The 24,909-nt window shown below is 69.4% G+C and carries 18 protein-coding genes; 11 read left to right on the top strand and 7 right to left on the bottom strand.

Going from position 1 to position 24,909, the window contains the following annotated elements; genetic code table 11:
• Nucleotides 1–29: 29 nt before the first annotated feature.
• Genes IPN47_26305 through IPN47_26295 form a run of 3 tightly spaced genes read left to right on the top strand, consistent with a single transcriptional unit; the run spans nt 30 to nt 4,465 of the window.
• Nucleotides 30–2,150 carry an EAL domain-containing protein gene (locus IPN47_26305; protein MBK9411495.1) on the top strand — a complete coding sequence of 707 codons (2,121 nt, stop codon included), beginning with the start codon at nt 30–32 and terminating at the stop codon, nt 2,148–2,150.
• Nucleotides 2,134–2,592 (top strand): response regulator, encoded by a 459-nt coding sequence (locus IPN47_26300; GenBank protein ID MBK9411494.1) that lies wholly within the window; start codon nt 2,134–2,136, stop codon nt 2,590–2,592. The genes IPN47_26305 and IPN47_26300 overlap by 17 nt, the downstream gene beginning before the upstream one ends.
• Nucleotides 2,593–2,632: 40 nt before the next feature.
• A complete protein-coding gene (locus tag IPN47_26295) occupies nt 2,633–4,465 on the top strand; it encodes a response regulator (GenBank protein MBK9411493.1) in 1,833 nt (610 codons plus the stop codon).
• A 52-nt stretch (nt 4,466–4,517) separates the two neighbouring features.
• On the opposite strand, the gene IPN47_26290 is transcribed toward IPN47_26295, so the two are convergent.
• The gene (locus tag IPN47_26290) at nt 4,518–6,131 is read right to left on the bottom strand and encodes a serine hydrolase (GenBank protein MBK9411492.1); all 1,614 of its coding nucleotides are present in this window, start codon (nt 6,129–6,131) and stop codon (nt 4,518–4,520) included.
• 436 nt (nt 6,132–6,567) lie between these two features.
• Here IPN47_26290 and IPN47_26285 point away from each other — a divergent pair, with 436 nt between their 5' ends.
• Together IPN47_26285 and IPN47_26280 are read left to right on the top strand one after the other, a co-directional pair.
• Complete coding sequence (locus IPN47_26285) at nt 6,568–7,836, top strand: hypothetical protein (GenBank protein ID MBK9411491.1); 1,269 nt, start codon at nt 6,568–6,570, stop codon at nt 7,834–7,836.
• A gap of 138 nt (nt 7,837–7,974) precedes the next feature.
• The gene (locus tag IPN47_26280) at nt 7,975–9,681 is read left to right on the top strand and encodes an amidohydrolase (GenBank protein MBK9411490.1); all 1,707 of its coding nucleotides are present in this window, start codon (nt 7,975–7,977) and stop codon (nt 9,679–9,681) included.
• Nucleotides 9,682–9,748: 67 nt separating this feature from the next.
• Here IPN47_26280 and IPN47_26275 read toward each other — a convergent pair whose 3' ends face one another.
• Complete coding sequence (locus IPN47_26275) at nt 9,749–10,297, bottom strand: helix-turn-helix domain-containing protein (protein ID MBK9411489.1); 549 nt, start codon at nt 10,295–10,297, stop codon at nt 9,749–9,751.
• An 87-nt stretch (nt 10,298–10,384) separates the two neighbouring features.
• Here IPN47_26275 and IPN47_26270 point away from each other — a divergent pair, with 87 nt between their 5' ends.
• The 3 genes from IPN47_26270 to IPN47_26260 all read left to right on the top strand — a co-directional run bounded on the left by IPN47_26270 (nt 10,385) and on the right by IPN47_26260 (nt 13,027).
• Complete coding sequence (locus IPN47_26270) at nt 10,385–11,311, top strand: alpha/beta fold hydrolase (protein ID MBK9411488.1); 927 nt, start codon at nt 10,385–10,387, stop codon at nt 11,309–11,311.
• A 155-nt stretch (nt 11,312–11,466) separates the two neighbouring features.
• Entirely contained in the window at nt 11,467–12,060 is a 594-nt protein-coding gene (locus IPN47_26265; protein ID MBK9411487.1) for a peptidylprolyl isomerase, read from the top strand.
• 118 nt (nt 12,061–12,178) lie between these two features.
• Nucleotides 12,179–13,027 carry a class I SAM-dependent methyltransferase gene (locus IPN47_26260; GenBank protein MBK9411486.1) on the top strand — a complete coding sequence of 283 codons (849 nt, stop codon included), beginning with the start codon at nt 12,179–12,181 and terminating at the stop codon, nt 13,025–13,027.
• Between the two features lie 45 nt (nt 13,028–13,072).
• Here IPN47_26260 and IPN47_26255 read toward each other — a convergent pair whose 3' ends face one another.
• Nucleotides 13,073–14,506, bottom strand: a complete 1,434-nt coding sequence (locus tag IPN47_26255) for an alkaline phosphatase family protein (protein ID MBK9411485.1) — start codon at nt 14,504–14,506, stop codon at nt 13,073–13,075.
• 342 nt (nt 14,507–14,848) lie between these two features.
• On the opposite strand from IPN47_26255, the gene IPN47_26250 reads away from it, so the two are divergent.
• Together IPN47_26250 and IPN47_26245 are read left to right on the top strand one after the other, a co-directional pair.
• Complete coding sequence (locus IPN47_26250) at nt 14,849–15,697, top strand: hypothetical protein (GenBank protein MBK9411484.1); 849 nt, start codon at nt 14,849–14,851, stop codon at nt 15,695–15,697.
• 143 nt (nt 15,698–15,840) lie between these two features.
• A complete protein-coding gene (locus tag IPN47_26245) occupies nt 15,841–17,340 on the top strand; it encodes an amidohydrolase family protein (protein MBK9411483.1) in 1,500 nt (499 codons plus the stop codon).
• Between the two features lie 51 nt (nt 17,341–17,391).
• Here the strand turns inward: IPN47_26245 and IPN47_26240 are convergent, their stop codons facing one another.
• Both IPN47_26240 and IPN47_26235 read right to left on the bottom strand, forming a co-directional pair.
• On the bottom strand, nt 17,392–18,999 hold the full coding sequence (locus IPN47_26240; GenBank protein MBK9411482.1) for a GMC family oxidoreductase: 1,608 nt from the start codon (nt 18,997–18,999) through the stop codon (nt 17,392–17,394).
• A 7-nt stretch (nt 19,000–19,006) separates the two neighbouring features.
• Nucleotides 19,007–19,540 carry a twin-arginine translocation signal domain-containing protein gene (locus IPN47_26235; GenBank protein MBK9411481.1) on the bottom strand — a complete coding sequence of 178 codons (534 nt, stop codon included), beginning with the start codon at nt 19,538–19,540 and terminating at the stop codon, nt 19,007–19,009.
• A gap of 76 nt (nt 19,541–19,616) precedes the next feature.
• Here IPN47_26235 and IPN47_26230 point away from each other — a divergent pair, with 76 nt between their 5' ends.
• Nucleotides 19,617–21,662: an MBL fold metallo-hydrolase gene (locus IPN47_26230; GenBank protein ID MBK9411480.1), complete on the top strand. Its 2,046-nt coding sequence runs from the start codon at nt 19,617–19,619 to the stop codon at nt 21,660–21,662.
• Between the two features lie 62 nt (nt 21,663–21,724).
• On the opposite strand, the gene IPN47_26225 is transcribed toward IPN47_26230, so the two are convergent.
• Nucleotides 21,725–22,681, bottom strand: a complete 957-nt coding sequence (locus tag IPN47_26225) for a polysaccharide deacetylase (GenBank protein ID MBK9411479.1) — start codon at nt 22,679–22,681, stop codon at nt 21,725–21,727.
• A gap of 88 nt (nt 22,682–22,769) precedes the next feature.
• On the bottom strand, nt 22,770–24,761 hold the full coding sequence (locus IPN47_26220) for a beta-galactosidase (GenBank protein MBK9411478.1): 1,992 nt from the start codon (nt 24,759–24,761) through the stop codon (nt 22,770–22,772).
• Nucleotides 24,762–24,909 lie beyond the last annotated feature (148 nt).

Here is a 24,909-nt window from a genome sequence, read left to right as displayed (position 1 = left end):
GCGCAGAGCCGCAAGGGGATGGTGGCACGATGATGAGTGATCCAGCCAATCGCATTCTCTACGTCGACGACGAACCCGATGTCGGCGTGGCGTTCGCGCGCGCGGTCGGACGCCTCGGCTACGAGGCCGACGTCGCCGGATCTGGGGAAGAGGCCTTCCGCCTCGCCCGCACCCGCTACTACGCGGTCATCGTCACCGACCTCCGCATGCCAGGGCTCGATGGCCTCACTCTGGTCGAACGGCTCAGCCCCCTCACGCCGTCGACCGCATTCGTGATCGTCACCGGGCTCCCGAACGTCGACCTGCGTTCGTCACGGCAGGCCGACGGGGCGATTGCCTCGGTCATGGGCAAGCCGTGGGACGACGATGAACTCAGGTCGACCCTGGCGCGCGCCTTCCAGCTCAACGCGCAACGCAAGGGGCACGAGGCGACCGCCAGCGGCAACGGGAACGGCGCCCCCGCCCCTGCCATCCTGATGGTCGAGGACAACGACGCCGACGCCGACCTGCTGGTGGCGCTGCTCGCCGCCGAGTACCCCGCGAGCAGCTTCACGCGCGTGACTCGGCTCAAGGAGGCGATGGAGCGGGCGCACGAGGCGAGCTACGAGATCATCCTCACCGACCTCACGCTCCCCGACGCCCGCGGCTTCGACGCCATCACCCGGTTGCAGGCGGCGGCACCCAACACGGCGATCGTGGTGGTGAGCGGGGTGTCGGACGACTCGCTCGCCCAGCAGGTGGTCGAACTGGGCGCGCAGGACTACCTCGTGAAGGGGACGCTGACCTCGGCGATGGTCCAGCGCACCGTGCGGCATGCGCGCGAGCGCAAGCGCGCGGAGCGGCGCCTGATGCAGCTCGCACACTACGATCAACTCACCGGGCTGGCCAACCGCGGCACCTTTCAGGAACGGGTGACGCAGGCGCTCACGCGCGCGCGTCGTCGCGGCAACCACTTCGCCGTGATGTACATCGACGTCGACCGGTTCAAGACCATCAACGACGCCTTCGGCCACGACGTGGGAGATGTCCTCCTGGAGCAGGTCGGGCGCCGGTTGCATCGCTCGGTGCGCGACTACGATACGGTCGCGCGCATGGGGGGCGACGAGTTCGCCGTTCTCGCCGACGACCTCGCCTCCTCGTCCGAGGCGGAGGATGTGGCGCGCCGCATCATGCACTCGCTGGAGCCGGCGATCGACCTAGGGGGGCGCACCGTGCAGGTGACGTGCAGCATCGGGGTCGCGCTCTATCCCGACGCCGCGCTGTCGATTGCCGAGTTGGTCAAGTGCGCCGACCGCGCGCTGTACCAGGCCAAGCGGCGCGGGCGCAATCGGTACGCCTTCTACGACGTCACGACGGGGGAGCAGGCCCTCATCCGCTCGGCGCTCGCGGCCGACCTCAACGTGGCGCTGCGGCGGGGCGAGTTCGGGCTGCAGTTCCAGCCGCAGGTCTCGATGGAGGGCTACCAGTTGGAGGCCTTCGAGCTGCTCCTGCGGTGGAATCGCGGTGATGAGGTCGTCTCCCCCTCGGTGTTCGTCCCGATGCTGGAGGAAGCGGGGGGGATGGTGGCGGTCGGGCACTGGGCGATTCGCGAGGCCACGCGCCGCCTCGCGGAGTGGCGCGGCACCGCCCACCCCGAGTTGCGGCTGGCGGTCAATCTCTCGCGCGCCCAGGTCGAGGAACCCGGATTGGCCGACAGCGTGATGGCGATGCTGGGCGAGCTGGACATTCCCCCGCAGGCGCTGGAACTCCTGATCACCGAACAGATCCTCATGCGGGATTCGGTGCGCTTGCACCTGGCGCTCCAGGAGCTGAAACACTGTGGTTGCCGCCTGACGGTCAAGGGGTTTGGTGCCGGTTTCACGTCGAAGGAGTACCTCTCGCGCTTCGGCGTCGATTCACTGAAGGTGTCGCGGACCTTTGTCTCCGCAGCGCCTGACGATGAGGAGAGCGCGGCGATCGTGCGATCGATCGTCGCGCTTGGCAACCAGCTGGATATTCGCGTCATTGCCGACGGAGTGGAGACGATGGGACAGCTCGATGCGGCGAAAGCCGCCGGATGCCATTCTGCACAGGGATTCCTCTTTGGCCGCCCGATGCCGCACTGGTCGCTCCCCGCGACCTGGAGCCTGGTCGATGACCGCAGTGCCTAACGCGCTGCGGCCGATCCGCATCCTGCTGGTCGAGGACAACGCGGGCGACGTCGAGCTGATCCGCGACACGCTCGACCAGAGCCATGTGCTGCTCGACCTGTCGGTCGTCGTCGATGGCGTGCACGCCTCCGACTTCCTGAACCGGCGCGGCGCCTACGAGTCGGCCCAGCGCCCCGACCTCATCCTGCTCGACCTCAACCTCCCGCGCCGCTCGGGGTTGGAGATGTTGCAGGAGATCAAGGGCGATCCGCAGCTGCGCCTCATCCCGGTCGTGGTCCTCACCTCATCGGAGGCGGAGCTCGACATCGTGCGCAGTTACGCCTCCGGCGCCAACTGCTATGTCACCAAGCCGGTGAACCTCACGGCGCTGCAGCAGGTGGTGGAAAGCGTGAAGAGCTTCTGGTTCACCATCGTCCGCCTCCCCGTGGCGGCTGACACGTGAGATCCAGCGTGAGCGCACGGCGCGGCGAGGGCGCCGCCGGATGATCGATCCCGTTCGGCTCCTTCTGGTGGAGGACTCGCCCGGCGACGCCGAGTTGGTCCGCGAGTACTTCAGCGAGTTCAAGTCCACGCCGCTCGAGCTGCGGCAGGTGGGGACGATGGCCGAGGCGCTGGAGGCGCTGCGTGGCCCGCTCCCGGACGCCATCCTGCTCGACCTCAACCTCCCCGATTCGGAGGGGATCGAGACGCTGCATCGGCTGATGCGCCTCTGTCCCGACGTCCCGGCGATCGTCATCACCGGCGACCTCCCCCCCAACCTGCGGCAGCAGCTCCTCTCGACCGGCGCGACGGAGTGCATCGCCAAGGCGAGCTGGACCTACGACTCGCTGACGGCCGCCGTCCGCTTCGCCGTCAAGCTGCGCCGTGCCCTCGGGTTGCAGCGGCAGATGGAGCGCCTGCTCGCCGTGATTCCCGACGGCGTCATGGTGGTCGACCCGTCGGGACGCGTGCGCTACGTCAACGATGCGGCCGTGGCGCTCTTCGGCAAGCGCCGCGAGGACTTCATCGGCGAGCCCGTCGACTTCGCCATCCCGCACGGCGACATCACGTCGTTGGAGATCGTGCGTGCCGGTGAACGCGTCGGGACCGAGATGCGCGCCGTCCCGGTGGAATGGGGGGGACACGCCGCGACGATGATCACCATTCGCGACACCACCGAGTCGACGCGACTGGCCGAGCAACTCTTCCAGGCCCAGAAGATGGAGGCGGTCGGCCTGCTCGCGGGCGGGATCGCCCACGACTTCAACAACCTGATCACCGTCATCCTCGCCTACGGCGTCTCGATCAAGGAGACGATGCCCAGCGTGGATCCGCGACAGGACGACCTCACGCAGCTGCTCGCTGCGGCCGATCGCGCCACCTCGCTCACACGCCAGCTCCTCGCGGTCGCCCGGCGCCACCCGGTGCAGGTGCAGGTGTTGCAGCTGGATGCGCTCGCCGGCGGCCTCAAACAGCTCATGCAGCGCGCCCTCCCCGACAACACCGTGCTCCACGTGCGCACGGCGCCGGAGATCTGGCCGGTGGTGGCCGACGCGGGGCACATCGAGCAGGTTCTCCTCAACCTCCTCGTCAACGCGCGCGACGCGATGCCGCGCGGCGGGACGGTCGTCATCGAGATCGACAACGTGGAGAACACCGCGCCGGCCGAGGGCTTTCGCGGCGGGGCGGCGGTTCGCATCCGCGTCTCCGACAGTGGCGCCGGCATCCCCGCCAGCATCCTCCCGCGCATCTTCCAGCCCTTCTTCACCACGAAGGAGTCCGGCAAGGGGACGGGGCTCGGCCTGGCCACCTGCTACGGCATCGTCCGTCAGGCGCACGGCGCCATCAGCGTGGAGAGCACGGTCGGCGTGGGGACGACGTTCACGATCCTCATCCCGAAGGCCGCGGACGACGAGACCGCGGCCGCCCAGGCGCCGCTCCCCGCCCCCGATCGCCTCGAAGGGCGCGAGACCGTCCTCGTGGTCGAGGACGACGAGGCGCTCCGGCGCTCGATGATCCGGTCGCTGCGGCGCTTTGGCTACTCGATCCTGGCGGCGACCAACGGCGATGAGGCCAAGCGTGTCATGGATGGCCACGACGGCGTCGTCGACCTGCTCCTCACCGACCTGGTGATGCCCAAGGTGGGGGGCAAGGAGCTGATCGACTCGCTGCGCCGCACCCACCCGCGCCTCAAGGTCCTGTGCATCACGGGGAGCGCCCCGCACTCGAATGGCGACTCCCCCGAGCTCCCGGATGCGATCGAGGTGCTCTACAAGCCCTTCGACCCGGTGACGCTCATGCGCGGCGTGCGCCGGGTGCTGTCGGCGGAGGGGTAGGCACCCCCCGCTGAGGGACGCGACGCGCGCGGCGCGCCCCCCCGGGGTCCGGTCAGCGCGCGGCGCGCACCCGCGTGAACTCCCCGATCTCCTGCACGTCGACCTTGGTCACGACCCCCATGGGGTCGAGCGAGAAGCGCACCGCCGCCGCGTCGGGCCCCGGCGCCGTCTCCGTGGCGCTCGTCCCGAGGAAGGTGTCGTACGCGAAGTGCCACAGCTTGAACTCGACCGCCCGCGGATAGCGTACCATCAGGACCCCGTTCTCCAGCGTCACCGTCAGGTCGCCGTACATCTCGCTGCGGAACGTGCCGGCATAGTCGCCTAACGCGCGCGACGGACTCGTGTTGGCCGGGCGCTGCGCCATGCGCGTGCGAAAACGTTCGGCCGCCGCCTGCTCGGCCTTGGTGAACTCGGCCAGCGCCAGGGCGCTGTTGTCGCGGGTGGGACCGCCGAGGAACGACGTGAGGATGCGCGTCCCCAGCGCGGCATACATGGCGTTGCGCCCGGTGACGTTGGTGAGCACGACGATGCCCAGCTTGCGTTCCGGGACCATCGCCACGTAGGAGAGCATACCATCGATCCCGCCGGTGTGGCGCAGGACCTTCACCCCGTGGAGGTCGGACACGCCGATGCCGAGGGCGTAGAGGTTGAAGTGCGTGCTGGGGACCGCGGTGTCGGCGACGACGCGCTGGGCGATGGTGTGCGGTGACGTGATGTCGAGCAGCGTCTCCCGCTTGAGGAGCTGCTTGCCGCCGAACGACCCGTCGGCAAGGACGAAGCGCATCCAGCGCGCCATGTCCTGCACGTTCGAGTTGATGGAGCCGGCCGGAGCGACGTTGTCGATGTCGAGGTAGGGAATCGCGGTCGGCCGCGTCATCGTCCCCGTGAGGTCGTGCGGCGTGGCGACGTTAGGCATGGCCGCCAGGGATCGCACGCTGGTGTTGGACGACGTCATTCCCAGCGGCTGGAAGATCCGGTCGCGCATGAGGTCGTCCCAGCTCGTGCCCGCCGCCGCGGCCAGCGCCTGCCCGGCCGTGAGGAACATGATGTTCTGGTAGCCGAACTCCGTGCGGAACGACGTGTTGGGGGCGAGGTAGCGCACGCGGCGGATGATCTCGTCGCGCGAATACGGCGTCCCGTACCAGAGCCCGTCGCCGCGCCGCCCCAGCCCGCTGCGATGCGACATCGCGTCCCGCAGCGTGAACTCGCGCGTGACCCACGGATCGTACAGCTGGAACCACGGCAGGTGCTTCGTGACCTTGTCGTCGAGCGACAGCTTGCCGTCATCGGCGAGCATTCCGGCGGCCACGGCGGTGAAGAACTTCGAGTTGGAACCGATGGCGAAGACGGTGCGATCGTCGACGGCGTCGGGCTTCCCCACCGCCCGAACGCCGAACCCCTTGGCGTAGATGAGCGAATCGTCCTTCACGATCCCCACCGCCACCCCCGCCCCGTTCCACTCCGCGAGCGCCTTGGGGATGTAGCGGTCGAGCTCCTGGAGGATGGCGCGCGAATCGGGACCGGCGGCCGCTCGGCCCTTGGTCCCCTGCGCGACGGACGACGCGAGCGGCGTCGCGAGCGCCAGACAGGCGAGTGCCGCGCAGCCGAGTGCGGGGGCCGCGAGGGAGGCGGTGAGGCGCCGGAGGGGGAGTGCAAGGCGGGACATCGGAGATCGGGTAGGGGTTCGGATTTAGTATACAATTCCGAACGCGACGCGCCGAGCACGCCCCCGCGGTTCGGTCGGGCCCCTGTCCTCCACCGCCCGCGCACGGGCCTGCGACCGGGCCCGCAGATGGAGCTGCGAACGGGCCTGAGCGCCGTCCCGCGATGGGGCCTGAGAACCGGCCCGCGCTCCCGGCGCGAGGCGGCCGTCCCCGCCGGCCGCGCGCCGCGGCTCCTGCCGCAGCGCGCGCCTCCCCCGGCACTTTGCGCCGCGGCGGCGCGAACGAGAGGCGGCAGAGGTTGCCGAGCGATTGCGGCAAGTCGTTGTCAGGGCGGCAGATGCGGATCCGCCCGCTGGGGGGCACATGGGTTGCTCCCCACGGCGCCGGCGTCGCCCGCATGGAGGCGGACGCGCCGACCGTTGTCCCCGGAGTCCCCCGATGACCGCTCGCGCACTCGTCCCGACTACCCTGCTCCTTGCGTCGCTCGCCGCGCTCTCGGCCTGCAGCACCAGCGACATGCCGATCGCCCCCGATGCCGACCAGGAGCGCCTGACCGTTTCGAACGACGCCCCCGAGTTTGCCGACCGCGTGCAATACACCACCGGTGACACGGTCCAACTCACGGCCGACACCTCCGCGAGTGGCGCGAGTGCGCGAGTGCGCGCGAGCCTCAATGCCAGCGTGGGACGGCCGCCCTCCGCGACGACCTTCCTTCGCTCGGCGGTGGTGAGTGCGCCGCGGGTGAACGGGAGCGCGTTGCTCGCCTCGCACGTCGTGGTCCGCGGCTCGTTCGCCTACGTCTCCTACATGACGTTAGGCGAGGTGGCGCGCGGGGCGGTCGAGGTCTTCGACATCTCCACCCCCGACCGCCCGCGACTGGTCTCGCAGGCCATCCTCAGCACGTCCGACGTACTCGCGCTCGCGGTGAGCGACTCGCACATCTACCTCGCCACGTCCAGCGAGGACCCCACGTACAAGGAACGGGCGGTGCTGGAGCGCATCGCCCTGCAGGGCGGGCGGCTCAGCACGACCACCACCCGCGTGCAGCTCCCGAGCTACGTGGCGACCGGGGTCGACGTCTCGTCCAAGTGGGTGTACGTCACCTCCGGGAACGGGGGACCGGGGGTGGGAGGGCTCACGATCCTCGACCGCAACACGCTCGCGCGAGTCTCGGGCGATGTCTTCGCCGACGCGCGCGCGGTGACCGGGGCGTCGGGGAAGTACGTCGCAGTGTCGCAGGGCGGGCCGGCGCGCCTGCGTCTCTACAACGCGGCAACAGGGGCGCTCACCAGCACCGTCTCGCTGCAGGGGGGGACGATCCCCGACTCCAAGTCGTCGGTGGCGCTCACCGACACGTGGGGCTTCGTCGCCACCGGCGACGGTGGCGTGCAGGTCGTCGACCTCTCCGGCGGCATCGTGCGCGGCATCGTCCCGCGCCCGAACGTCCCGGGTGTCTCCTCGGCCGACGCTGTCACCAACGCGGTGAGCCTGTCGGGGGACTTCATTCTTGCGGCTGACGGCGGAGCCGGCGTTGCCGTCACTTGGAGCGACCACCGCGGCGTCGGCTCGGGACAGCGCCCGACCCTGGTGCCGCTCGGACGGCTCCTCCTCCCCGGCTCGGCCAACTACATCGCCTCGGACAACAACGCGATGTTCGTGGCGCAGGGGAGTGCCGGGCTGCAGGTCCTGTCGGTCAAGACGCCGTAGACGATTCACCAAGCCACCGGGCGGCGGCGCAGGGCATCCCTGGCCGCCGCCACGTCGCGCCCACGGCGCCCATGCGGCGCGTTTGACAGTGCACCGCGTGTCCGGTAACGTCGCCCGTCCTCACACGCGCGGCGCATCATGCACAGAATCCCGTCCTCGTCGGCGGCCCTGGTCGTCATCGGGCTGCTTGCGGCGGCATGCTCGTCGACGAACGAGCACGCGGCCGACCTTGTCTTTCGCGGGGGGACGGTGTGGACGGGCGATTCACTGCAGCCCGAAGCGCGCGCGGTCGCCATCCGGAAGGACCGTATCGTCTACGTTGGCGACGAGAACGGGGTCGATTCGTTGATCGGGGCGAACACGCGCGTCGTCACGCTGGGCAATCGGCTGCTGATGCCGGGCTTCGTCGATACGCACGTGCACCCGGTGAGCGCCGGCGTGCAGCTCGGTGAGTGCAACCTGGCCGACATCGCCACGATCGAACGGCTGCGTGAGGTGGTGGCCGAGTGCAATGCGCGCGACCCGAACGCATCGTGGATTCGTGGCGGCGGCTTCGCGCTCCCGCTCTTTGCGGGGGGGACGCCGACGGCGGCCTTGCTCGATTCCCTCGTCCCCGGTCGCCCGGCCTTCCTGTCGTCGGCGGACGGGCACAACGGGTGGGCGAACTCGCGGGCGCTCGCCATCGCGGGAATCACGCGCGACACGCGGGATCCCGTGAACGGGGTGATCGTGCGCGACGCCCGGGGGAACGCCGTGGGAACGCTGCGCGAGTCGGCGCAGGAGCTGGTCCAGCAGCACATCCCGCCGCACACGCGCGAGGAAATGCGCGTCGGGCTCGAGCGCGCGGTGCGGCGCGCGAACCAGCTGGGGATCACGAGCTGGCACGAGGCCAGCGCCACGGAGGAGATCCTGCGCGCCTACACCGATGCCGATTCGCTCGGGCGCCTCACGGTGCGCACGGTCGTCGCGTTGCATGTGAACGTGGACAGTGGCCCGGAGCAGGTGCAAGGGCTGGCGGCCCTTCGCGACCGGTATGCGCGGCCGATGGTGCGCCCGGTGGCAGCCAAGATCTTCGCCGACGGCGTGCTCGAGGGGGGGACGGCGGCGCTGCTCGCCGACTACACGGATCGTCCGGGCTTTCGCGGCGACCTGAACCTCCCGCCGGCGCGCTTCAACGCGATCGCGCGCGCCCTCGATTCGGCGGGCTTCAAGATCCACGTGCACGCCATCGGCGATCGCGCCATCCGGGCGAGCCTCGACGCGATCGAGCAGCGCCACGGGTCGCGCCGCGTGTCGGGCGGTCCGCGCCCCATGATCGTGCACATCCAGCTCTTCGATTCGACGGATATCGGCCGCTTCGCTTCGTTAGGCGTGGTGGCGAGCTGGCAGGCGCTCTGGGCGTTTCGCGATACGTACATGAAGGAGCTCACCGAGCCGCGCATCGGTCCCACGCGGGCGCGATGGCAGTATCCGCTGGCGACGATGGCCCGGACGGGCGCGATCATGGCAGGCGGCAGCGACTGGTTCGTGTCGTCGCTCGATCCGCTGCAGGCGATCCGGGTGGCGGTGACCCGCCAGTCGCCGGACGATTCGACCGACGCCCCCTTCTTTCCGGAGGAGCGTGTGGACGTCGAGACGATGCTCAAGGCCTACACGCTGGGTGGCGCGATGGCGAGCGACGCCGAGCAGGAGCTGGGGACGATCGCCGTGGGGAAGCTCGCGGACGTGATCGTGCTCTCCGCGGACCTGCGCAGGGTGTCGCCCTTTCAGATCACCCGGACGCCCGTCGTGCTGACCGTCCTGGGGGGGCGCGAAGTCTGGCGGGATTCGACCGCGTTCAAGTGAGCGCGGGTCGCACCACGGTTGTGCGTGCTCGGGTCGACGGGCGCACACGTCGTCGTGCGCGCGCGCGTCAGGCGCTCGTCTCGCCGCCAGCGGCCGGGAAGAGGATCGTGCTGAGCATATAGGGCGATCGCCCGGGCGCTGGCTCCTCGGACCCGCGCATCGCCAGCAGCTGCTGGAACTCACGAATCATGCTGGCGAGCTCCGCGTCGCTCAGCCAAACGACGGTCTGCCGGTACGACACGGCATCGACATACGGGTTGGCGCCGTCGCGCTGCAGGTAGCCATCGAACTCGGCGATGAGCGCCGCCATCGACGCCGTGAAGAGTCGCCGGTGCTCGTCGGCCGACATCACCTGCCCGACACTGGCGTCGATGGCGGCCTGTTGGCGGTGCAGGCGGTAGCGGCGCTCGAGGGTGCCGCGCACCGGCTGCTCGCCGTCCACCTCGAGGATCCCCCCCTCGGTGAGGGCGGCGACGTGCCGATAGACGGTGGCCTGCGACGCGTCCGGGAGCTGGTCGCAGAGCTGGGCCGTGGTCAGGGTCCGCCCCCCGGCCAGGGCGTTGACGATGCGGATCCGCACAGGATGCATGAGCAGGTCGACCGCCGACTTGGACATTCTTGCATTTCTCCGTTCATGTTCTCAATATTGAGAATGTAGGCGATCGCCTGCCGAACGTCACCTCCCCCGTTCAAGGAGTTCGTGATGACGCCCGAGTTGATGGAAGGTCGGAGCGCGGCTCCCGAGGGGGGCGCCCCGCCCGTGGGTCGCCTGGTCGACGTCTCCGGACGTCGGCTCTTCGTTCATACGAAGGGGTCCGGCGGCCCGGTGGTTGTGATCCTCCCGGGAGCGGGGGCGATCGGGCTCGACTATCTCAACGTCTTCGAACGCATCGCCGAACATAGCGCAACTGTGCTATACGACCGTGGGGGGACCGGGTGGAGCGATGCGGCAGACCTTCCGCGCTCGGCGCCGGAGGTCGTTGACGAGCTACGCGCCCTGCTCGAAGCCTTGGGCGCTGCGCCGCCATATCTGCTGGTCGGTCACTCCCTGGGCGGGGCCTTCGCGCGGCATTTCGCCCAGCGATTCCCTGCGGAAGTCGCCGGGCTGCTCCTGCTGGATCCGGCGCACGAGGAGCTGGATGCGCACTATCCCCAAGAGGTGCGGGAGCTGTTCGCGCAGTTCGTCGATGCGCCAATTCCCGACTTCCCGCCGGAGATGCTCGAGCTCTGGCGCGGCGTCTTCGCCGAGAAGCTGCAGCGCTGGCCGGAGGGGGTTCGGGGGCCGCTGATCGCGCGGCACGTCGAGCGGTGGCGCGCCGGCTTCTTCGAGGGACAGAAGACGGAGGCGCTGGTATACGAACCGCTGCGACGAGCGGGAGGGCTCCCGGATGTCCCACTCATCGTGCTGTCGGCGATGGGAATCGACGCCTCGCCAACCGCCTCGCTTCCCGAGGGAATGCAGCGCGGGGTGAACGGGGCGAAGCAGGCGGTCAATCGACTGCTGGCCGGGTCGGTCCCGCGTGGTGAGGAGCGGGAACTCGACGGCGCGACGCATGTCTGGATGCACATCGAGCGAGAGGACTCGGTCGTCGCAGCGCTGGTCGACCTGCTCGGGCGAATTCGCGCGTGATGTCGATGTCCTGCGTCTCTTCGGTCCATGGGCACGGGCGCGGTCGCCTACCGCTCAGCATGCGATTCGCTGTTCTTGCAGTGTCCGCGACAGCGCTGTCCTGTATCTCCCGTGGTAGTGTCGCTGAACTGTCGCAGATTCAACGTCGGGCGATAGTGCTCGATCCGGCCCATGCGGAATGGCGTCGCGCTGCTCCTGAGCGCTCGCACCTGCGTTTCGAGACCACCAAGGGCGTCTTCGTACTCGAACTCCATCGCGCCTGGGGCCCCATCGGCGCCGACCGACTCTACAATCTGACCCGGCTCGGGTACTTCGACGACACGCGCGTCCATCGCGTTCGTGCCGGCTACATCGCGCAGTTCGGGCTGCATGGCGACCCGACGGTGAACGCGGTCTGGAAGGGACGCTATCTGGCCGACGATCCGCCGCGGTCGCGGAACGAGCGCGGGACCTTCGCCTTCTCGTACGAGGGGCCCGGCCGGCCGGCGACGCGCAACACGCAGATCTACATCAACCTCGCGAACAACGCGCGGAACGACACGGAGCCGTTCACCGTCCTCGGGACGGTGGTGGAGGGGATGGGGGTGATCGACTCGCTCTACGCGGGCTACGGCGAAGAGTCGGGGGGTGGGGTGCGACAGGGGAAACAGGGGCCGCTGGAGCGCGGCGGCAACGCCTTCATGGATCAGGAGTATCCTCGGCTCGACCGGATCCTCAGGGCGACCGCCCTACCTGTGCGAAGGGACTGACACGCGTCGAGCGTCTGCGGAGACCCGCGGACCTGGGGACCCGGAGATCCGGAGAGACGGTCTACTTCTTGCCACTCTTCGACGGCTCACGCGAACCCGCACCGAGAGAGCCATTGCCGTGAAGCCCGAAGCGCTCCAACAGCTCTACGACGAGGCGTACGCCGAGCAGTACAACGCGCGCTTCATCACGCACCAGAATCACGGGGGAAAGACGGCTGCCGAGCGCGAGGTGCTCGGCAAGGCGTTCGACCGGATCGGCCCCTCGGCACGCTGGCTCGACCTGGCCTGTGGCACGGGGTACTTCCTGGCGCAGTTCCCGAACATCAACCGTACAGGGCTGGACCTGTCGCCGGGGATGCTCGGGTACGCTCGGAAGAACAACCCGGACGTGCCGTTGGTGCAGGGCGACTTCCGGAATCGCGACCTTTTCGCCCCGGGCAGCTTCGACGTCATCAGCTCCATGTGGTGGGCGTACTCGTACCTCGAGACGTTCTCCGAGATCGAGCAATTCGTGTCGAACGTTTCGTACTGGTTGGCCGACGACGGCATCTTCTTTCTTCCGATCGGCGACTACACGATCCTGGCGCAGACCTGGTCGCCGGTGCCGCAGGAGCTCCCGTATCACCTCAATCCCAATCTCCAGATTGGTGGCGGGATCAGAATCACCGGATTGACGTGGAGCTACGACGACGTGGGCGGAAAGCGTCACGAGAACATGCTCTTCCCCCAGCCGCCGGAGATGGTGGCGATGATGCGCCGCCACTTCCCGAGTGCCTTCGAGTTCATGTACACGCAGTACTACCGCGCGGTGCTGGCCTCCAAGTCCGACCTCGATCCGTCGTTCGTCGCCGACATCGTGGCTCGCTATCACACGGCGGTCGTGGCCGACAAGCGCAGCAAGAGCAGCGCGCCCAAGGGGCTGCGCGGGGTGAAGCGGCTCGTCTCCAGGGTGCTCGGCCTGCGATAGCTCGCCGTCGGCGTTAGGTGATCGAACCCTCCGGCTGGGGGCGAGCTACACGGTGAGGCAATCGATGCCGTCCAGGACGCCCGGCCATCGGATGCCCAGCAGCGACAGCGCACTCGGCATGACATCGGCGGTGCGTCGCGGCGTGCGGGCGACCGGCCGATCGATGAGCAGTGGGACCGCCATATGTTCGCGATGCAGCGCGCCGTGTGTCGAGACGTGCGGGGTGGGCTCGTAGCGATCGCGGAAGTCCCACCCCGGGGTGGCGGAGACGATGAAGTCGCCGGCGCGCGGTGACGGGACCACTGCCGCCAGCTGCACCAAGGCGTCGGGATAGTCGCTGTCGCTCGTGGCGTCGTGCGCGGCGACCGAGTCGAGGGCGACCAGGTCGCCGCCCAGCCCGAGGGGGTCGCCCCCGTCGCATCGATACGACCAGCGCGCCTGCGTCCCGGTGCCCTCGCACAACACGAGGGCATCGCCGCGAGTCCGCGTGCGCACCCGCACGGTGTGCGCGCCCTCGGCGACGGCGACGAAGTCGACGCTGTCGCGCGAGACGAGGAGCGCCTCCAGCGCCGTCCACTCGTCGAGGTGCGGTCGCCACTGTCGCACGCGCCGCGCGAGGTCGACGTACACGTGTCCCATCGCGTTGCCGCCGACCATGACCGCCACCTGCGGGCGGCGAACCCACGTCTTCGGATGCGCGAGGACGCGCCACCCCTCGTCGCGCACGGCGTCGGCGATATCGTCATGCTGCGTGACGGCGCCGTGTCCGTGGTCGGCGACGACCCAGACGTCAAGCTGGTCCTGCCAGCCGCCGCGAGTCGCGATGTCGGTCGCCTCACCGACAAAGGCGTCGATGTCGGCGAGCGACCTATGCACCGGCGCAGTGTCGGCGCCGAGCGCATGCGCGTACTTGTCGGGGAGGAGGAAGGCCATCACCGCCAGGCGCAGGCGCGAGCGCCGGAGGTGGCCGAGGATGACGTTGGCAACCTCGATCTCGAGTCGACGCCACGCGTCGAGGTCGCCGCGGAAGTGCGGACCAACCGCGCGCAGCATCCACGACACCCCGCGCCCGGGGTGGCGACTCCCGCGCGCACCGCGCCCGAGCATGCTCGCGCCGGCCACGCTCGGCGTCGCGAGTTCGAGCAGTGTGGGGTGCGCGGGATCGAGATCGTGATCGAGCCACCAGATCTCAGGCCCCGAGTAGCTACGTGCGAAAGGGGGAAAGCGGCAGCGCTCGCGCGCACGGTCGTACCACCGCAGCCCGGGGATTCCGACCTGCGCGGGGAAGCGCCCCATCAGGAATGGCGCGTACGCCGGGCCGGTGACCGACGGGAAGACCGTCGACACCCGATAGAGTCCGCCGCGCTGTGCGCGCGCGGCGAGGTTGGGGAGGTGTCCCTCGTCGATGCGGCGGGCGAGGACGTCGTGGCGGACGCCGTCGGCGACGATGAGGAGGAGGGTGCGTTCCGGATGGGTCACGAGCGCAATATCTCCGCGCGACACGTATCCGGCACATGGGGGAGGGTGACATGCGCGCTCGGCACCAGCCGCACCCCGTGTCGGGTCGCTCCTGCCAGTCCCGGGCTTCGGCGCCGGTGTGCACCTGTTTCTCCACGTGCGAGCGCGGTAGCGTTCCACCTTATCAGCTCCTCACGCGGATCGGCCTCCCGATGGAGTTGCCTGCTCGTCCTCCCAATGTCGCGCGATGGAATGAGGACCGACGACCGACTGCCTGTTCCAACGGGAAGGCTCGATGCGTTTCGCTCGCCTAACGTGTCATGGCCGGCATGGACGCGGCGTGGCGCGAGGCGGGGGGGCGGCGTGGTACTGCTCTGCCTCTCGGCGTTCCTGCCCGGCTGTCACCGCGCGCCCAGGACGCTCCCCGCCGGTGGATGGGGCGCACCCACGGTCACCGTACCGTTGGGGATGCCGGGGGCCTGTTCGCTCGCCGGCGTGGCTCCGGAGCTGATCGTGGTACCCGACGCCGCGCCGTCCGAGTGGCACGGGCGCTTCGACCTCCCCGACTACCCGCGATTCTGGCAACCGGCCGCGGGTGACCCCGAGATCGCGCGGTTTCGCGACTCGGTGCGCGCTCGGCTCGGCTCCGAACCCGAGGCACGTGCACTCATCGAGCGGCAACGGAAGATCTTTGCCGCGATGCCAGGCGACTGGAGCGGCGAGGCCAACAACGCGACGCTGTTGCTCGCGGGAGGCGCCGGGCGCGTGGCCCCGATCAGTTGCCTCGAGGCGATGTTGTGGAAGTGGCAGGCGGCGCGCTTTCCGATGCTGGTGCACCCGACGGAGTTCGGGGCGTTGATCCTGCGGCGCAGCGGGGAGGTGCGCGTGTACCTGTCGAGCGCCGACCTGGTGGGGCAGCGCTTTCGCAGCACGATCGCGGATCACGTTCGGCGCGACCTCGCCGATGGCTTTCGCCTGGTCGCTCACCTGCACAACCACCCCTTCCTCTTCGACCGCGTGGTGGGCGACCGGATGTGGACGGTGGCGGGGACCACGGGCGACGTGGCCGGTGCGTTGGCGCCGAGCATGGCCGATGTTCAGTTCTATCGAAGCCTGCGTGGGAGCCTGGGGCTGGCGGAGGGGTGGGTGACGAACGGGATGCAGAGCGCACACTTCGGCGCGCGCGAGTTCGACCTTCTCACCGGACGGTGAAGGGGCGACGCTCGCGTGTTGCCGGACCTCGCCTCCTGTCGCCCGTGCGTGCGCTTGTGGGATCCCGGCACGCGAGAGAGAATGACGGGGCCGCATCGCCTGATTGGCGCGGCGTGCGCATGACGCTCCCTTCCCCTCTCGTTATGTCTCCCCAGCAGTCCTGCTTCACTCGAGCTGTCACCCGCGTCCGCGAGGGTGCGACGCTCGTGTCTGCGCTGTCGTTCCTCGCCTGTACGCCGGCGCCGACGTATGACGTCGTCCTTGCCGGTGGCCGGGTGATGGATCCTGCGAGCGGGACCGACGCGACGCTGCATGTGGGGATCATCGGCGACACGATTGCGGCGCTCTCCGCCGATCCGCTCGCGGGGAAGGACACCGTCGACGTGACGGGGCTCGTCGTGGCGCCGGGCTTCATCGACCTGCATGCGCACGGGCAGACCGAGGGCGACATGCAGCTCCAGGCGCGCGACGGTGTCACGACCGCGCTCGACATGGAGGCCGGGGTCTTTCCCGTCGCGCCGTGGTACGCGGCGATGGAGGGGAAGGTGCCGCTCAACTTTGGTGCGACGGTGGGGCATCGCCCGGCGCGCTACAACGTCTTTCACGACGGGGTGGAGATCGGGCACGGCCCCACCAATCCGCGCCCGATTCTCTCGTTAGGGCCCCTTCCGCGCGGGGCCAACCAGGCGGCGACGGGTGTGCAGATCGCCTCCCTCGAAACCGCGATGTCGCAGGGGCTCGACGAAGGGGGGCTCGGGCTCGGCTTCGGGATCAACTATTCGCCCGGGGCGACGCAGGAAGAGATCGAGCGCCTCTTTGCCGTTGCGGCGGGGCGGCGCGTCCCCGTCTTCGTGCACACGCGTGCCTTTGGGGTGGAACCGATTCGCGAGGTGGTGCGCGCGGCGGCCAAGTCGCGCACGGCGCTGCACGTGGTGCACGTGGCCTCCAGCTCGTTAGGCGACCTGCCGCTCTCGCTCGCCCTCCTCGACTCGGCACGCGCCGCGGGGATGGACGTCACCACCGAGGCCTATCCCTACACCGCCGGTTCCACGCGGTTGGAGTCGGCGATGTTCAACCCCGGGTGGCAGGACAACCTGCGCGTGGACTATGGCGACCTTGCCTGGCCGCAGACCGGCGAGCGGTTGACGAAGGAGAGCTTCGAGCGCTATCGCAAGCAGGGCGGGTGGGTGGTGATCCACATGATGAAGGAGGAGAACGTCGACAAGGCGATCGCGCACCCCGGGGTGATGATCGCCAGCGACGGCGTCCCGTACGTCAACGGGACCGGGCACCCGCGTGGGGCAGGGACGTACGCACGCGTCCTGGGACATTACGTGCGCGAGCAGCAGAGCCTCACGCTGATGGATGCGCTGTCGCGGATGACGATCCTCCCGGCGCGCCGCCTGGAGAGCTTCGTCCCGCAGATGGCGAAGCGTGGGCGCGTGGCGCGTGGTGCCTTTGCCGACCTGACCGTCTTCGATCCCGCGAAGGTGGTCGACCGTGCGACGTTCACCGAGCCCGCGCTCACCTCGGTGGGGATTCCGCACGTGCTGGTGAACGGGGCATTCGTGGTGCGGGATGGGGCGCTGGTGGCGGGGGCGCGCCCGGGGCGGGCGATTCGGGTGCCGCCGAAGAAGCCGTGATGCGCGAGACGGGCGCCGCCTAACGCACCGACGCTTGCGTCAGCCGCTTCGCTACTCGGTCGCGCGTCCCCCCAGCTCCTTGGCGAGCGCGGTCGCTGATCGAGCGGCGATGCCGTAGATCGAGAGCTGCGGGTTGGCCCCCACGCTCGTGGGGAAGAGCGAGCCGTCGATGACACTGAGCCCCTCGGTGTTGTGCACGCGCCCGAAGGAGTTGGTCACCCCGCGTGCGTCGTCGGCGGCCATGGCACACCCCCCCATCACGTGCGCGCTGACGAGCTTGGCGTACGGGGTGTGCATCTCGAGGGCGGCGATCTGCGCCTTGGCGGCGGCGAGCGTGCGCACGGGGGTCCCGCGCTCATGGAAGGGGACGATGACCTGCGCCCCAGCGGCGAACTGGATCTCGGCCATCACCGTCATCGCCCGACGTGCCCCCTCCATCACGTACGACGAGACGGGGTAGTCGAGCACCGGCGAACCGTCGTCACGCAGCTCGACCGTTCCGCCGACGCTCGCCGGGTGGAAGCCGTCGCGCAGCAGGGCGAGCACGACCTGTGCATGGCGCATGCGCTTCATGACGCTGGCGTGCTCGGTGCCGAAGCCGGTGAATGTCGACCCCATGAGGACGGGGTGCAGCGGCGGCACTTCGAGCTTGAAGCCCATCCCCGCGTCGCTCGCCTCGTTGAAGTGATCGGAGTAGATGGACTGCGGCGCCCCCGCGAAGGCGTCGACCGGGTCGGCGAAGAGCGCGGGGGAGATCGTCACCGGGTGCAGGAAGGTTCGCGTCCCGATCAGGCCGCGTGGGTTGGGCGCTCCGCTCCTGAGGAGCAGTGCCGGCGTATTGATCGCGCCGCCGGCGAGGACGACGTGGCGGGCGCGCACGCGTACCGCGTCGCGCGAGCGCTCGAAGCCGTCGGCGCCCATGAGCGTCACCACGATCTCGCGCACCGCGCTCCCCTCGAACACCAGGCGTTCGGCACGCGCGTGGTAGAGCAGTTCGGCGCCGCGATCGAGCGCAGCGGGAAGCGTGGTCACCAGCATCGACTGCTTGGCGTTGGTGGGGCAGCCCATGCCGCAGTAGCCGATGTTGTAGCAGCCGGCCACGTTGCGCGGGATCACGCGCGGCGTGATGCCCAGCTTCGTCAGGCCATCGGCCAGGAGCTGATTGTTCCGGTTCGGCGTGGCGGCCCACGGCGCGACCTGCAGTCGCCGCTCCATGCGCTCCCACCACGGCGTGAGTGCCTCGGTGGTGAGGTCGCCGAGTCCGAACTGCGATTGCCAGTGGGCGAGCGTGGACTCCGGCGTGCGGAAGCTCGACGTCCAGTTGACGACCGTCGTCCCGCCGACGGTGCGCCCCTGCATGATGTTGATCCCCTTGTCCTTCGTCTTTCGCGACGCCGACTCCTGGTAGAGCGTCGGGTACGCCTCGGACTCCAGCATGCGGAAGTCGCGCGTGCTGCGCAGTCCGCCCTCCTCGAGCAGGAGGACCCGCAGGCCGGCAGTTGCAAGCAGCTCGGCGGTGGTCCCGCCCCCGGCGCCGGTGCCGACGATGGCCACATCGGCCTCGAAGGTCTTGCCGGCGTCGAGTGTCGCGCCGTCGGTCACGTGCCAGCCGCGGGCGATGCCGGCGACGAACGGATCGGGGAAGCCTTGGGCGCTCACGCGTGCCTCACGCCGGGCTCGCGGTGAGCATGGGCGGGCCGGGATAGCCGATCGCCACCCACGCCGAGGGCTGCGCGTACCACGACGCGAAGGTGATGTCGTGCAGCGCCTGGTAGGCACTCACCAGCATCGGCGTTCCGCTGAAGCGCCAGCGTTCCAGCACCTGTCGCGCGCGCGCGGGAGTCACCGATGCCCACGGCGCCCAGCTTCCCGCCAGCAGCAATCGCACGGGCCCGTGGTCGAGCAGGCAGGCGAGCTGCTGCAGTTCACCGCGGGCGGAGGCCGGGAGCGTGGCGATGGTGCGCTCCACGTTGCCCAGCATGGCGGACATCGAGTCGGGGGTCCATGCCGACGGGGCGACCATTCCGTCGAGGAAGGCGGGGACGACGGCGGCAAAGAGGGCGCGCCCCGCCGGCGACAGCGCCCCCGTGGCGTGCGTCAGGCAGTCGCGGATGCGCCAAGCCTCGTACGCGCCCGCGACCGCCAAGGCCCCGGCGCCGATGGCGCCAGCCTTGATGAAGGTGCGTCGCGTGAGGGGCATGCGGTGACCGGAGGGGGCGCGTCGTGGGGCGGAGCGGAATGTCGTACGTTACGGCGCACCCAACGCCCCGTCCATGATGCCTCATCCGACGTCCTCGCTTAGCGCCGCACCGAATGCAACGGCCGCACACCTCGCGCCTCACGCATGGCGCACGGTCTCGCGCGTCGCCGTAGCGACGCGTCTCGCCGCGGTGGCCCTTCTCATCGCCGCCTGTCAGGGCGCCGCGCCCGGTGAAACGGCCCCGGCAGGGGTGAGCGCCAGCGTTGCGAGCGCGAACGCCAAGGTCGCGCAGCAACTCACCCGCGCCGACACGCTGGACATGGTCGAGGCGCAGCGCGGCTTCGTGGCGCGTCCGACGGGCAAGCTCGTCGCGGACGACGGCTCGGTGCTCCAGGACTTCGACGCCTTCGCGTTCGTGAAAGGTGAGGCGCCGTCGACCGTGAACCCCAGCCTCTGGCGGCACGCGATACTCAACGCGCAGGTCGGGCTGTTCAAGGTGACCGACGGCATCTACCAGTTGCGCGGCTTCGATATCGCCAACATCACGCTCGTCGAGGGAGCGACCGGGTGGATCGTGGTCGATGCCCTCACCAGCCGCGAGAGCGCGGCCGCGGCGATGGCCTTCGCGCGCCAGCAGCTTGGCGACAAGCCGGTCACCGCGCTGGTCTTCACGCACTCCCACGCCGATCACTTCGGCGGCGCCCTCGGCGTCATCGGCGCCGATGAGGCGAAGCGGCGGGCGGTGCCCATCATCGCGCCCGAACGGTTCATGGAGGAAGCGACCAGCGAGAACATCCTGGTGGGAACGGCGATGACTCGGCGCTCGTCCTACCAGTTCGGCCGCGACCTCGAGCGCTCGGCGACCGGACTGGTCGACACGGGGCTTGGGAAAGGGGTCGTGTACGGGCAGGTGGGGATCCTGCAGCCGACGATGCTGATCGAACAGCCGACGCAGGACCTGGAGCTCGATGGAGTGCGCTTCGTCTTCCACAACGTTCCAGGGGCCGAGGCGCCCTCGGAGCTCACCTTCACCATCCCGGCGCGCAAGGCGTACGGGGGCGCCGAGAATCTCGCGCAGACGATGCACAACCTGCTCCCGGTGCGCGGGGCCAAGGTGCGCGATGCGCTGCGGTGGTCCACCTACCTGCAGGAGGCGCTGGAGCAGGCGGCAGACGCCGAGGTGTATTTCGGGCAGCACAACTGGCCAGTCTGGGGGAAGGAGCGCATCGCCGCCTTCATCACCGCGCATCGCGACGTCTACAAGTACACCCACGACCAGACGGTGCGCCTCATCAACGCGGGCTACACACCGCGCGAGATCGCCGACAAGGTGCAGCTGCCGGCGTCGTTGCAGGCGGCGTTCGGGGCGCGCGGCTACTACGGCGACCTGCGCCACAACGTGAAGGCGGTGTACCAGTTCTACCTGGGGAGCTACGACGGCAACCCGGCCAACCTCGATCCCCTGCCGCCCCAGGAGTCGGCGTCGCGCTACGTCGAGTTGTTAGGCGGCGTCGACAAGGTCGTCGCAGCGGCCCGCACCGCCTACGATCGCGGAGAGCTGCGCTGGGCGGCCGAGCTGCTCAACCACGCGGTGCTGGCACACCCTGATCACGACGGTGCGCGCGCGTTGCTGGGGCGGTGCTACGAACAGATGGCGTATGGCGCCGAGGCGGCGACGTGGCGCAACAGTTACCTCACGGCGGCCGCCGAGCTGCGCGACGGCCCGCCGACACGCGGCACCGACAAGCGCCTGGTGCTCGACATGCTGCTCAACACGCCCATCGAGCGCTTTCTCGAGGCGATGGCGGCCAGCCTCGATGGTCCGGCCGCCGAGGGGAAGGACTGGACGATCAACCTCGTGCTCTCCGACACGCGCGAGACGTACGTGCTGTGGATCGAGCACGCGGTGCTGCACTTCAGGAAGGGGGCGCCCGCGCGCGGGGCGAACGCGACGCTCACGCTTCCCAAGGACTTCTTCGTGCGCATGATGGCCGGGAGCGTGGGGCTCTCGGATGCGATACAGAGCGATGCGGTGCAGGTGACGGGGAGCACGGTGGAGCTGCTGCGCTTCCTGTCGTTGATCGACAAACCGAAGGGGACGTTCCCGATCGTGACGCGGTGACGCCGGCCATGGCTCGCCGGCCATGGCTCGCCGGCGATGGCCGCGCGATTCGAGCGAACGTCCTACTTCATGCGCGCCTGCTCCTTCACGTAGCGCGCGATCTGCTCGGTGGTCGCGAACCAGACGCCGGGCTTCGACCTCATGTACGCGATGAGCTTCTCCAGGTGCTGCATGGGAGCGCGATGCCCGACGATATGCGGATGCAGGGTGAGCACGAACATCGTCCGCTCGGCATACGCGCCGTCGAACTCCTCCCGGAACAGCTGGAAGAGCGCTTCGGGCGACGGCATGGCGCCGCTCCGGCCGAGGTAGACCGACTCGGTCAGGCTCCAGTCGATCCCGAGTTCCACCAGCCCCGTCGGCTCGCCGTTGGCGACGATCTCGTATGGCTCGTCCATGGCCTGGAGGCTGCTCTCATACAGGAACCCCGCCTTGCGCACGAGGTCGAGCGTGTTGGCACTGAAGGCCCATGCTGGCGCACGGTAGCCTACCGGGCGCTTGCCGGTGGCAGTCGTGAGGTAATCGATCGCCTTGTTCAGCAACCGCTCCTCCTCTTCGGCGCTGCCGGTGGCGGGAGGATACTCGTGAATCCAGCCGTGCACGCCGATCTCGTGGCGCCCTGACTTCATGATGGCGGGGATCATCTCCGGGTGGAGCATGGCGCTCACGGCGGGGATGAAGAAGGTCGACGGGAGCTGGTACTTGTCGAGCAAGCGGAGGATGCGCGGCAGTCCCGACTTGGCGCCGAATTCGCCCGATGAGAGGGTCGTGGGCGAGGTCTCGCCGGCTGCCAGCATGTAGGATTCGTTGTCGTCGTCGAAGGTGATGCTGACGGCGACGCGTGCCCCGTTAGGCCACGACTTGGGGGTGAGCCGGCGGCCGGCGCGCACGGGGGCTACGGCCTTGCGGAGCTGTTCGTCGCTCCATGTGGTCCCGGGCTGGCGGGGCGGTGTCTGGGCGCCAGCGGTGAGGAGTGGCGCCAGGGCACACATGGCGGCGACGGCGATCGATCGGTTCATGCGCGGGGCTCGGCGGGCGTGGTGAGGGAGCGGCGCCCGAGAGTGTACCACCCCCCTCAGGCAAGCGCCACGCGAGAGCCCGCGTTGCCTACCGCTCCCTCCACACCAGCGCCCGCGCCGGCGCCAGTGGCGTCGTCCCATGCAGCACCTCCGCGTTCGACGGCAGCGCGAGCGCCACAGGTGCCGGGTTGTAGTTCACCGCTACGTACACGCCCTCGCGCCACTCGACGAACACCCCCGGCGGTAGTTCCTCGATCGCGACGTTGGCCCGGCGATAGACCTCGCGCACGATCTCGCGCTCCAGCGCGCCATCGTCGGTGGAGACACCGATCATCGTGACGCTGCCACGACCGAGCGTGCGCGTGATCGCCGCCGCTTTCCCGGCGTAGTGTCGATCGGCGTAGGTGGCGAGCACCTCGGTCCCCGCGCGAGGTGCCAGGATGTCGCCCCAGCGATGCCACGCGTGTTGCCGTCCGCCTCGCGCCACCCGCGCGCTGATGGTCGTCGGCAGCATGTCGAATCCCTCGACGTCAGCGCCGATGAGGTCGACGATCGGCGTGGCCCACGGCGCCTCGGGAAAGTGCCCGAGCGCGTTCTTCTGTCCGCTGCGACTGGTGAGCACCAGGTGCCCCCCCTGCTCGACGTAGCGTCGCCACTTGGCCACGAGCGCATCGCTCACCATCTGGTACGCTGGCGCCACGATGAAGGGGTAACGACTGAAGTCATCCCCCTCGGCGATGAAGTCCATGGGGGCGCCGGTGCTCTTCACCGCCATCGTGTATGGGTTGCGATGGGCCCACGTCTTCCACTCGGTCGTTTGGGGCTGGATCTCCAGGTCCCAGAAGTTGTCGTGGCTCCAGAGGATGCCGGTGCGGCGCGCCGCGAGGCGCGGCGGGAGCGCTGCGGTCGAGTCAAGTCGCGACTGCACACGCTGAATGGCTCGCATCGTCTCCACGTACTCGCCGCCACTCTTCGACAGCGTCACGCCGTCAGTGCCGACGATCCCTTCGTGGTACATCTCGCTCCCGCGCAGCGGATGGCGAAAGCGATACGTGCTGAGCAGCGAGGCGCCGGCGCCGAACGCATGCCACATCCACATCCCCACCGCGCCAGGCATCGGCTGCGGGTTCACCGAGGCCCAGTTCACCTGCCCCGGCTGCAGTTCCATCACGCCGAACGTCCCCGTGATCGGGCGATAGTACGCCGCCGCCTCCATCAAGCGCGTGGGATCGCCGATGGCGTAGCTGTCGCCTCCGAGGATGTTGTTGCCGGCGACGGGGTACAGGGTGAAGGTGACGAAGTCCATCCCGCGACTGCGGCGCGGGTCGGTGCTGGTGGTGATGTTGGTGTAGTTGGTCGTGACCCACTGCCCGGCACGCGCGTGCCGCTTGATGATGGCCGCCTGCCGGTCGAGGAAGCGTGCGGTCACGTCGGCGTTGAAGCGCGCGAGGTCGAGCTGGGCATGCGGGCTGAGCTTGTCCTCGGCGGCCAGCACGGCGTTAGGCAGCCGCACCTCGGCGAAGCTCCCATAGCGCGTACTCCAGAAGCTCCCGCCCCACGCGGCGTTCATCGCGTCGATGGTCCCGTACTTCTGGCGCAGCCAGCGCTGGAAGTTACGGCGCGCGCTCTCGCTGAAGTCGCTGAAGGTCCCGGGCTCGTTGTCGACCTGCCACCCCCACACGCGCGGGTCCTTGCCGTAGCGCTGTGCCAAACGCGTCACGAGCCGATCGACGAACGCCTGGTACTTCGGATTGGCGAGCGACACCTCGGCGCGGATCCCGTGCTCGTGGCGCTGGCCGCGTTCGTCGACGCGATAGACCTCGGGATACCGATCGCCCATCCAGCTCGGCGGCGCGGCCGATGGGGTGCCAAGAATGACGCGCAGCCCCGCCTTGCTGGCGAGCGCGATCGCCTCGTCGAGCCAGGCGAAGGCGAAGCGCCCTTCCTCGGGCTCGAGGTAGGTCCAGCTGAATTCGGCGTAGTGCGTGAAGTCGAAGCCGAGCGTCGCCATGGCGTCGATGTCGCGCTTCCATTGCGAGCGGGGCCACTGCTCGGGGTAGTAGAAGACGCCGATCGACATGGCCTCGCGCTGGCCGAGCACCACCGCACCCTGCGCGGTCGTCGCGGTGGGTGCCGAGGTCCCCGTCTGCGCCGGCGCGCGCGACGCAGTGCCCGCAAGGGCGGTGATGGCGAGGAGGGCGAGGGAGAGGGAGCCGCGCGACACGATA

The organism is Gemmatimonadota bacterium (assembly GCA_016719105.1).
Classification (GTDB): domain Bacteria; phylum Gemmatimonadota; class Gemmatimonadetes; order Gemmatimonadales; family Gemmatimonadaceae; genus SCN-70-22.
Note: the sequence above shows the minus strand (reverse complement) of the source record. Positions and strands in the feature narration are given on the sequence as shown.

Coding starts and splice junctions, on each gene's coding strand:
- IPN47_26305 (MBK9411495.1), top strand. CDS start 30: ATGATGAGTGATCCAGCCAATCGCATTCTCTACGTCGACGACGAACCC.
- IPN47_26300 (MBK9411494.1), top strand. CDS start 2,134: ATGACCGCAGTGCCTAACGCGCTGCGGCCGATCCGCATCCTGCTGGTC.
- IPN47_26295 (MBK9411493.1), top strand. CDS start 2,633: ATGATCGATCCCGTTCGGCTCCTTCTGGTGGAGGACTCGCCCGGCGAC.
- IPN47_26290 (MBK9411492.1), bottom strand. CDS start 6,131: ATGTCCCGCCTTGCACTCCCCCTCCGGCGCCTCACCGCCTCCCTCGCG.
- IPN47_26285 (MBK9411491.1), top strand. CDS start 6,568: ATGACCGCTCGCGCACTCGTCCCGACTACCCTGCTCCTTGCGTCGCTC.
- IPN47_26280 (MBK9411490.1), top strand. CDS start 7,975: ATGCACAGAATCCCGTCCTCGTCGGCGGCCCTGGTCGTCATCGGGCTG.
- IPN47_26275 (MBK9411489.1), bottom strand. CDS start 10,297: ATGTCCAAGTCGGCGGTCGACCTGCTCATGCATCCTGTGCGGATCCGC.
- IPN47_26270 (MBK9411488.1), top strand. CDS start 10,385: ATGACGCCCGAGTTGATGGAAGGTCGGAGCGCGGCTCCCGAGGGGGGC.
- IPN47_26245 (MBK9411483.1), top strand. CDS start 15,841: ATGTCTCCCCAGCAGTCCTGCTTCACTCGAGCTGTCACCCGCGTCCGC.
- IPN47_26235 (MBK9411481.1), bottom strand. CDS start 19,540: ATGCCCCTCACGCGACGCACCTTCATCAAGGCTGGCGCCATCGGCGCC.
- IPN47_26230 (MBK9411480.1), top strand. CDS start 19,617: ATGCCTCATCCGACGTCCTCGCTTAGCGCCGCACCGAATGCAACGGCC.
- IPN47_26225 (MBK9411479.1), bottom strand. CDS start 22,681: ATGAACCGATCGATCGCCGTCGCCGCCATGTGTGCCCTGGCGCCACTC.
- IPN47_26220 (MBK9411478.1), bottom strand. CDS start 24,761: ATGTCGATCGGCGTCTTCTACTACCCCGAGCAGTGGCCCCGCTCGCAA.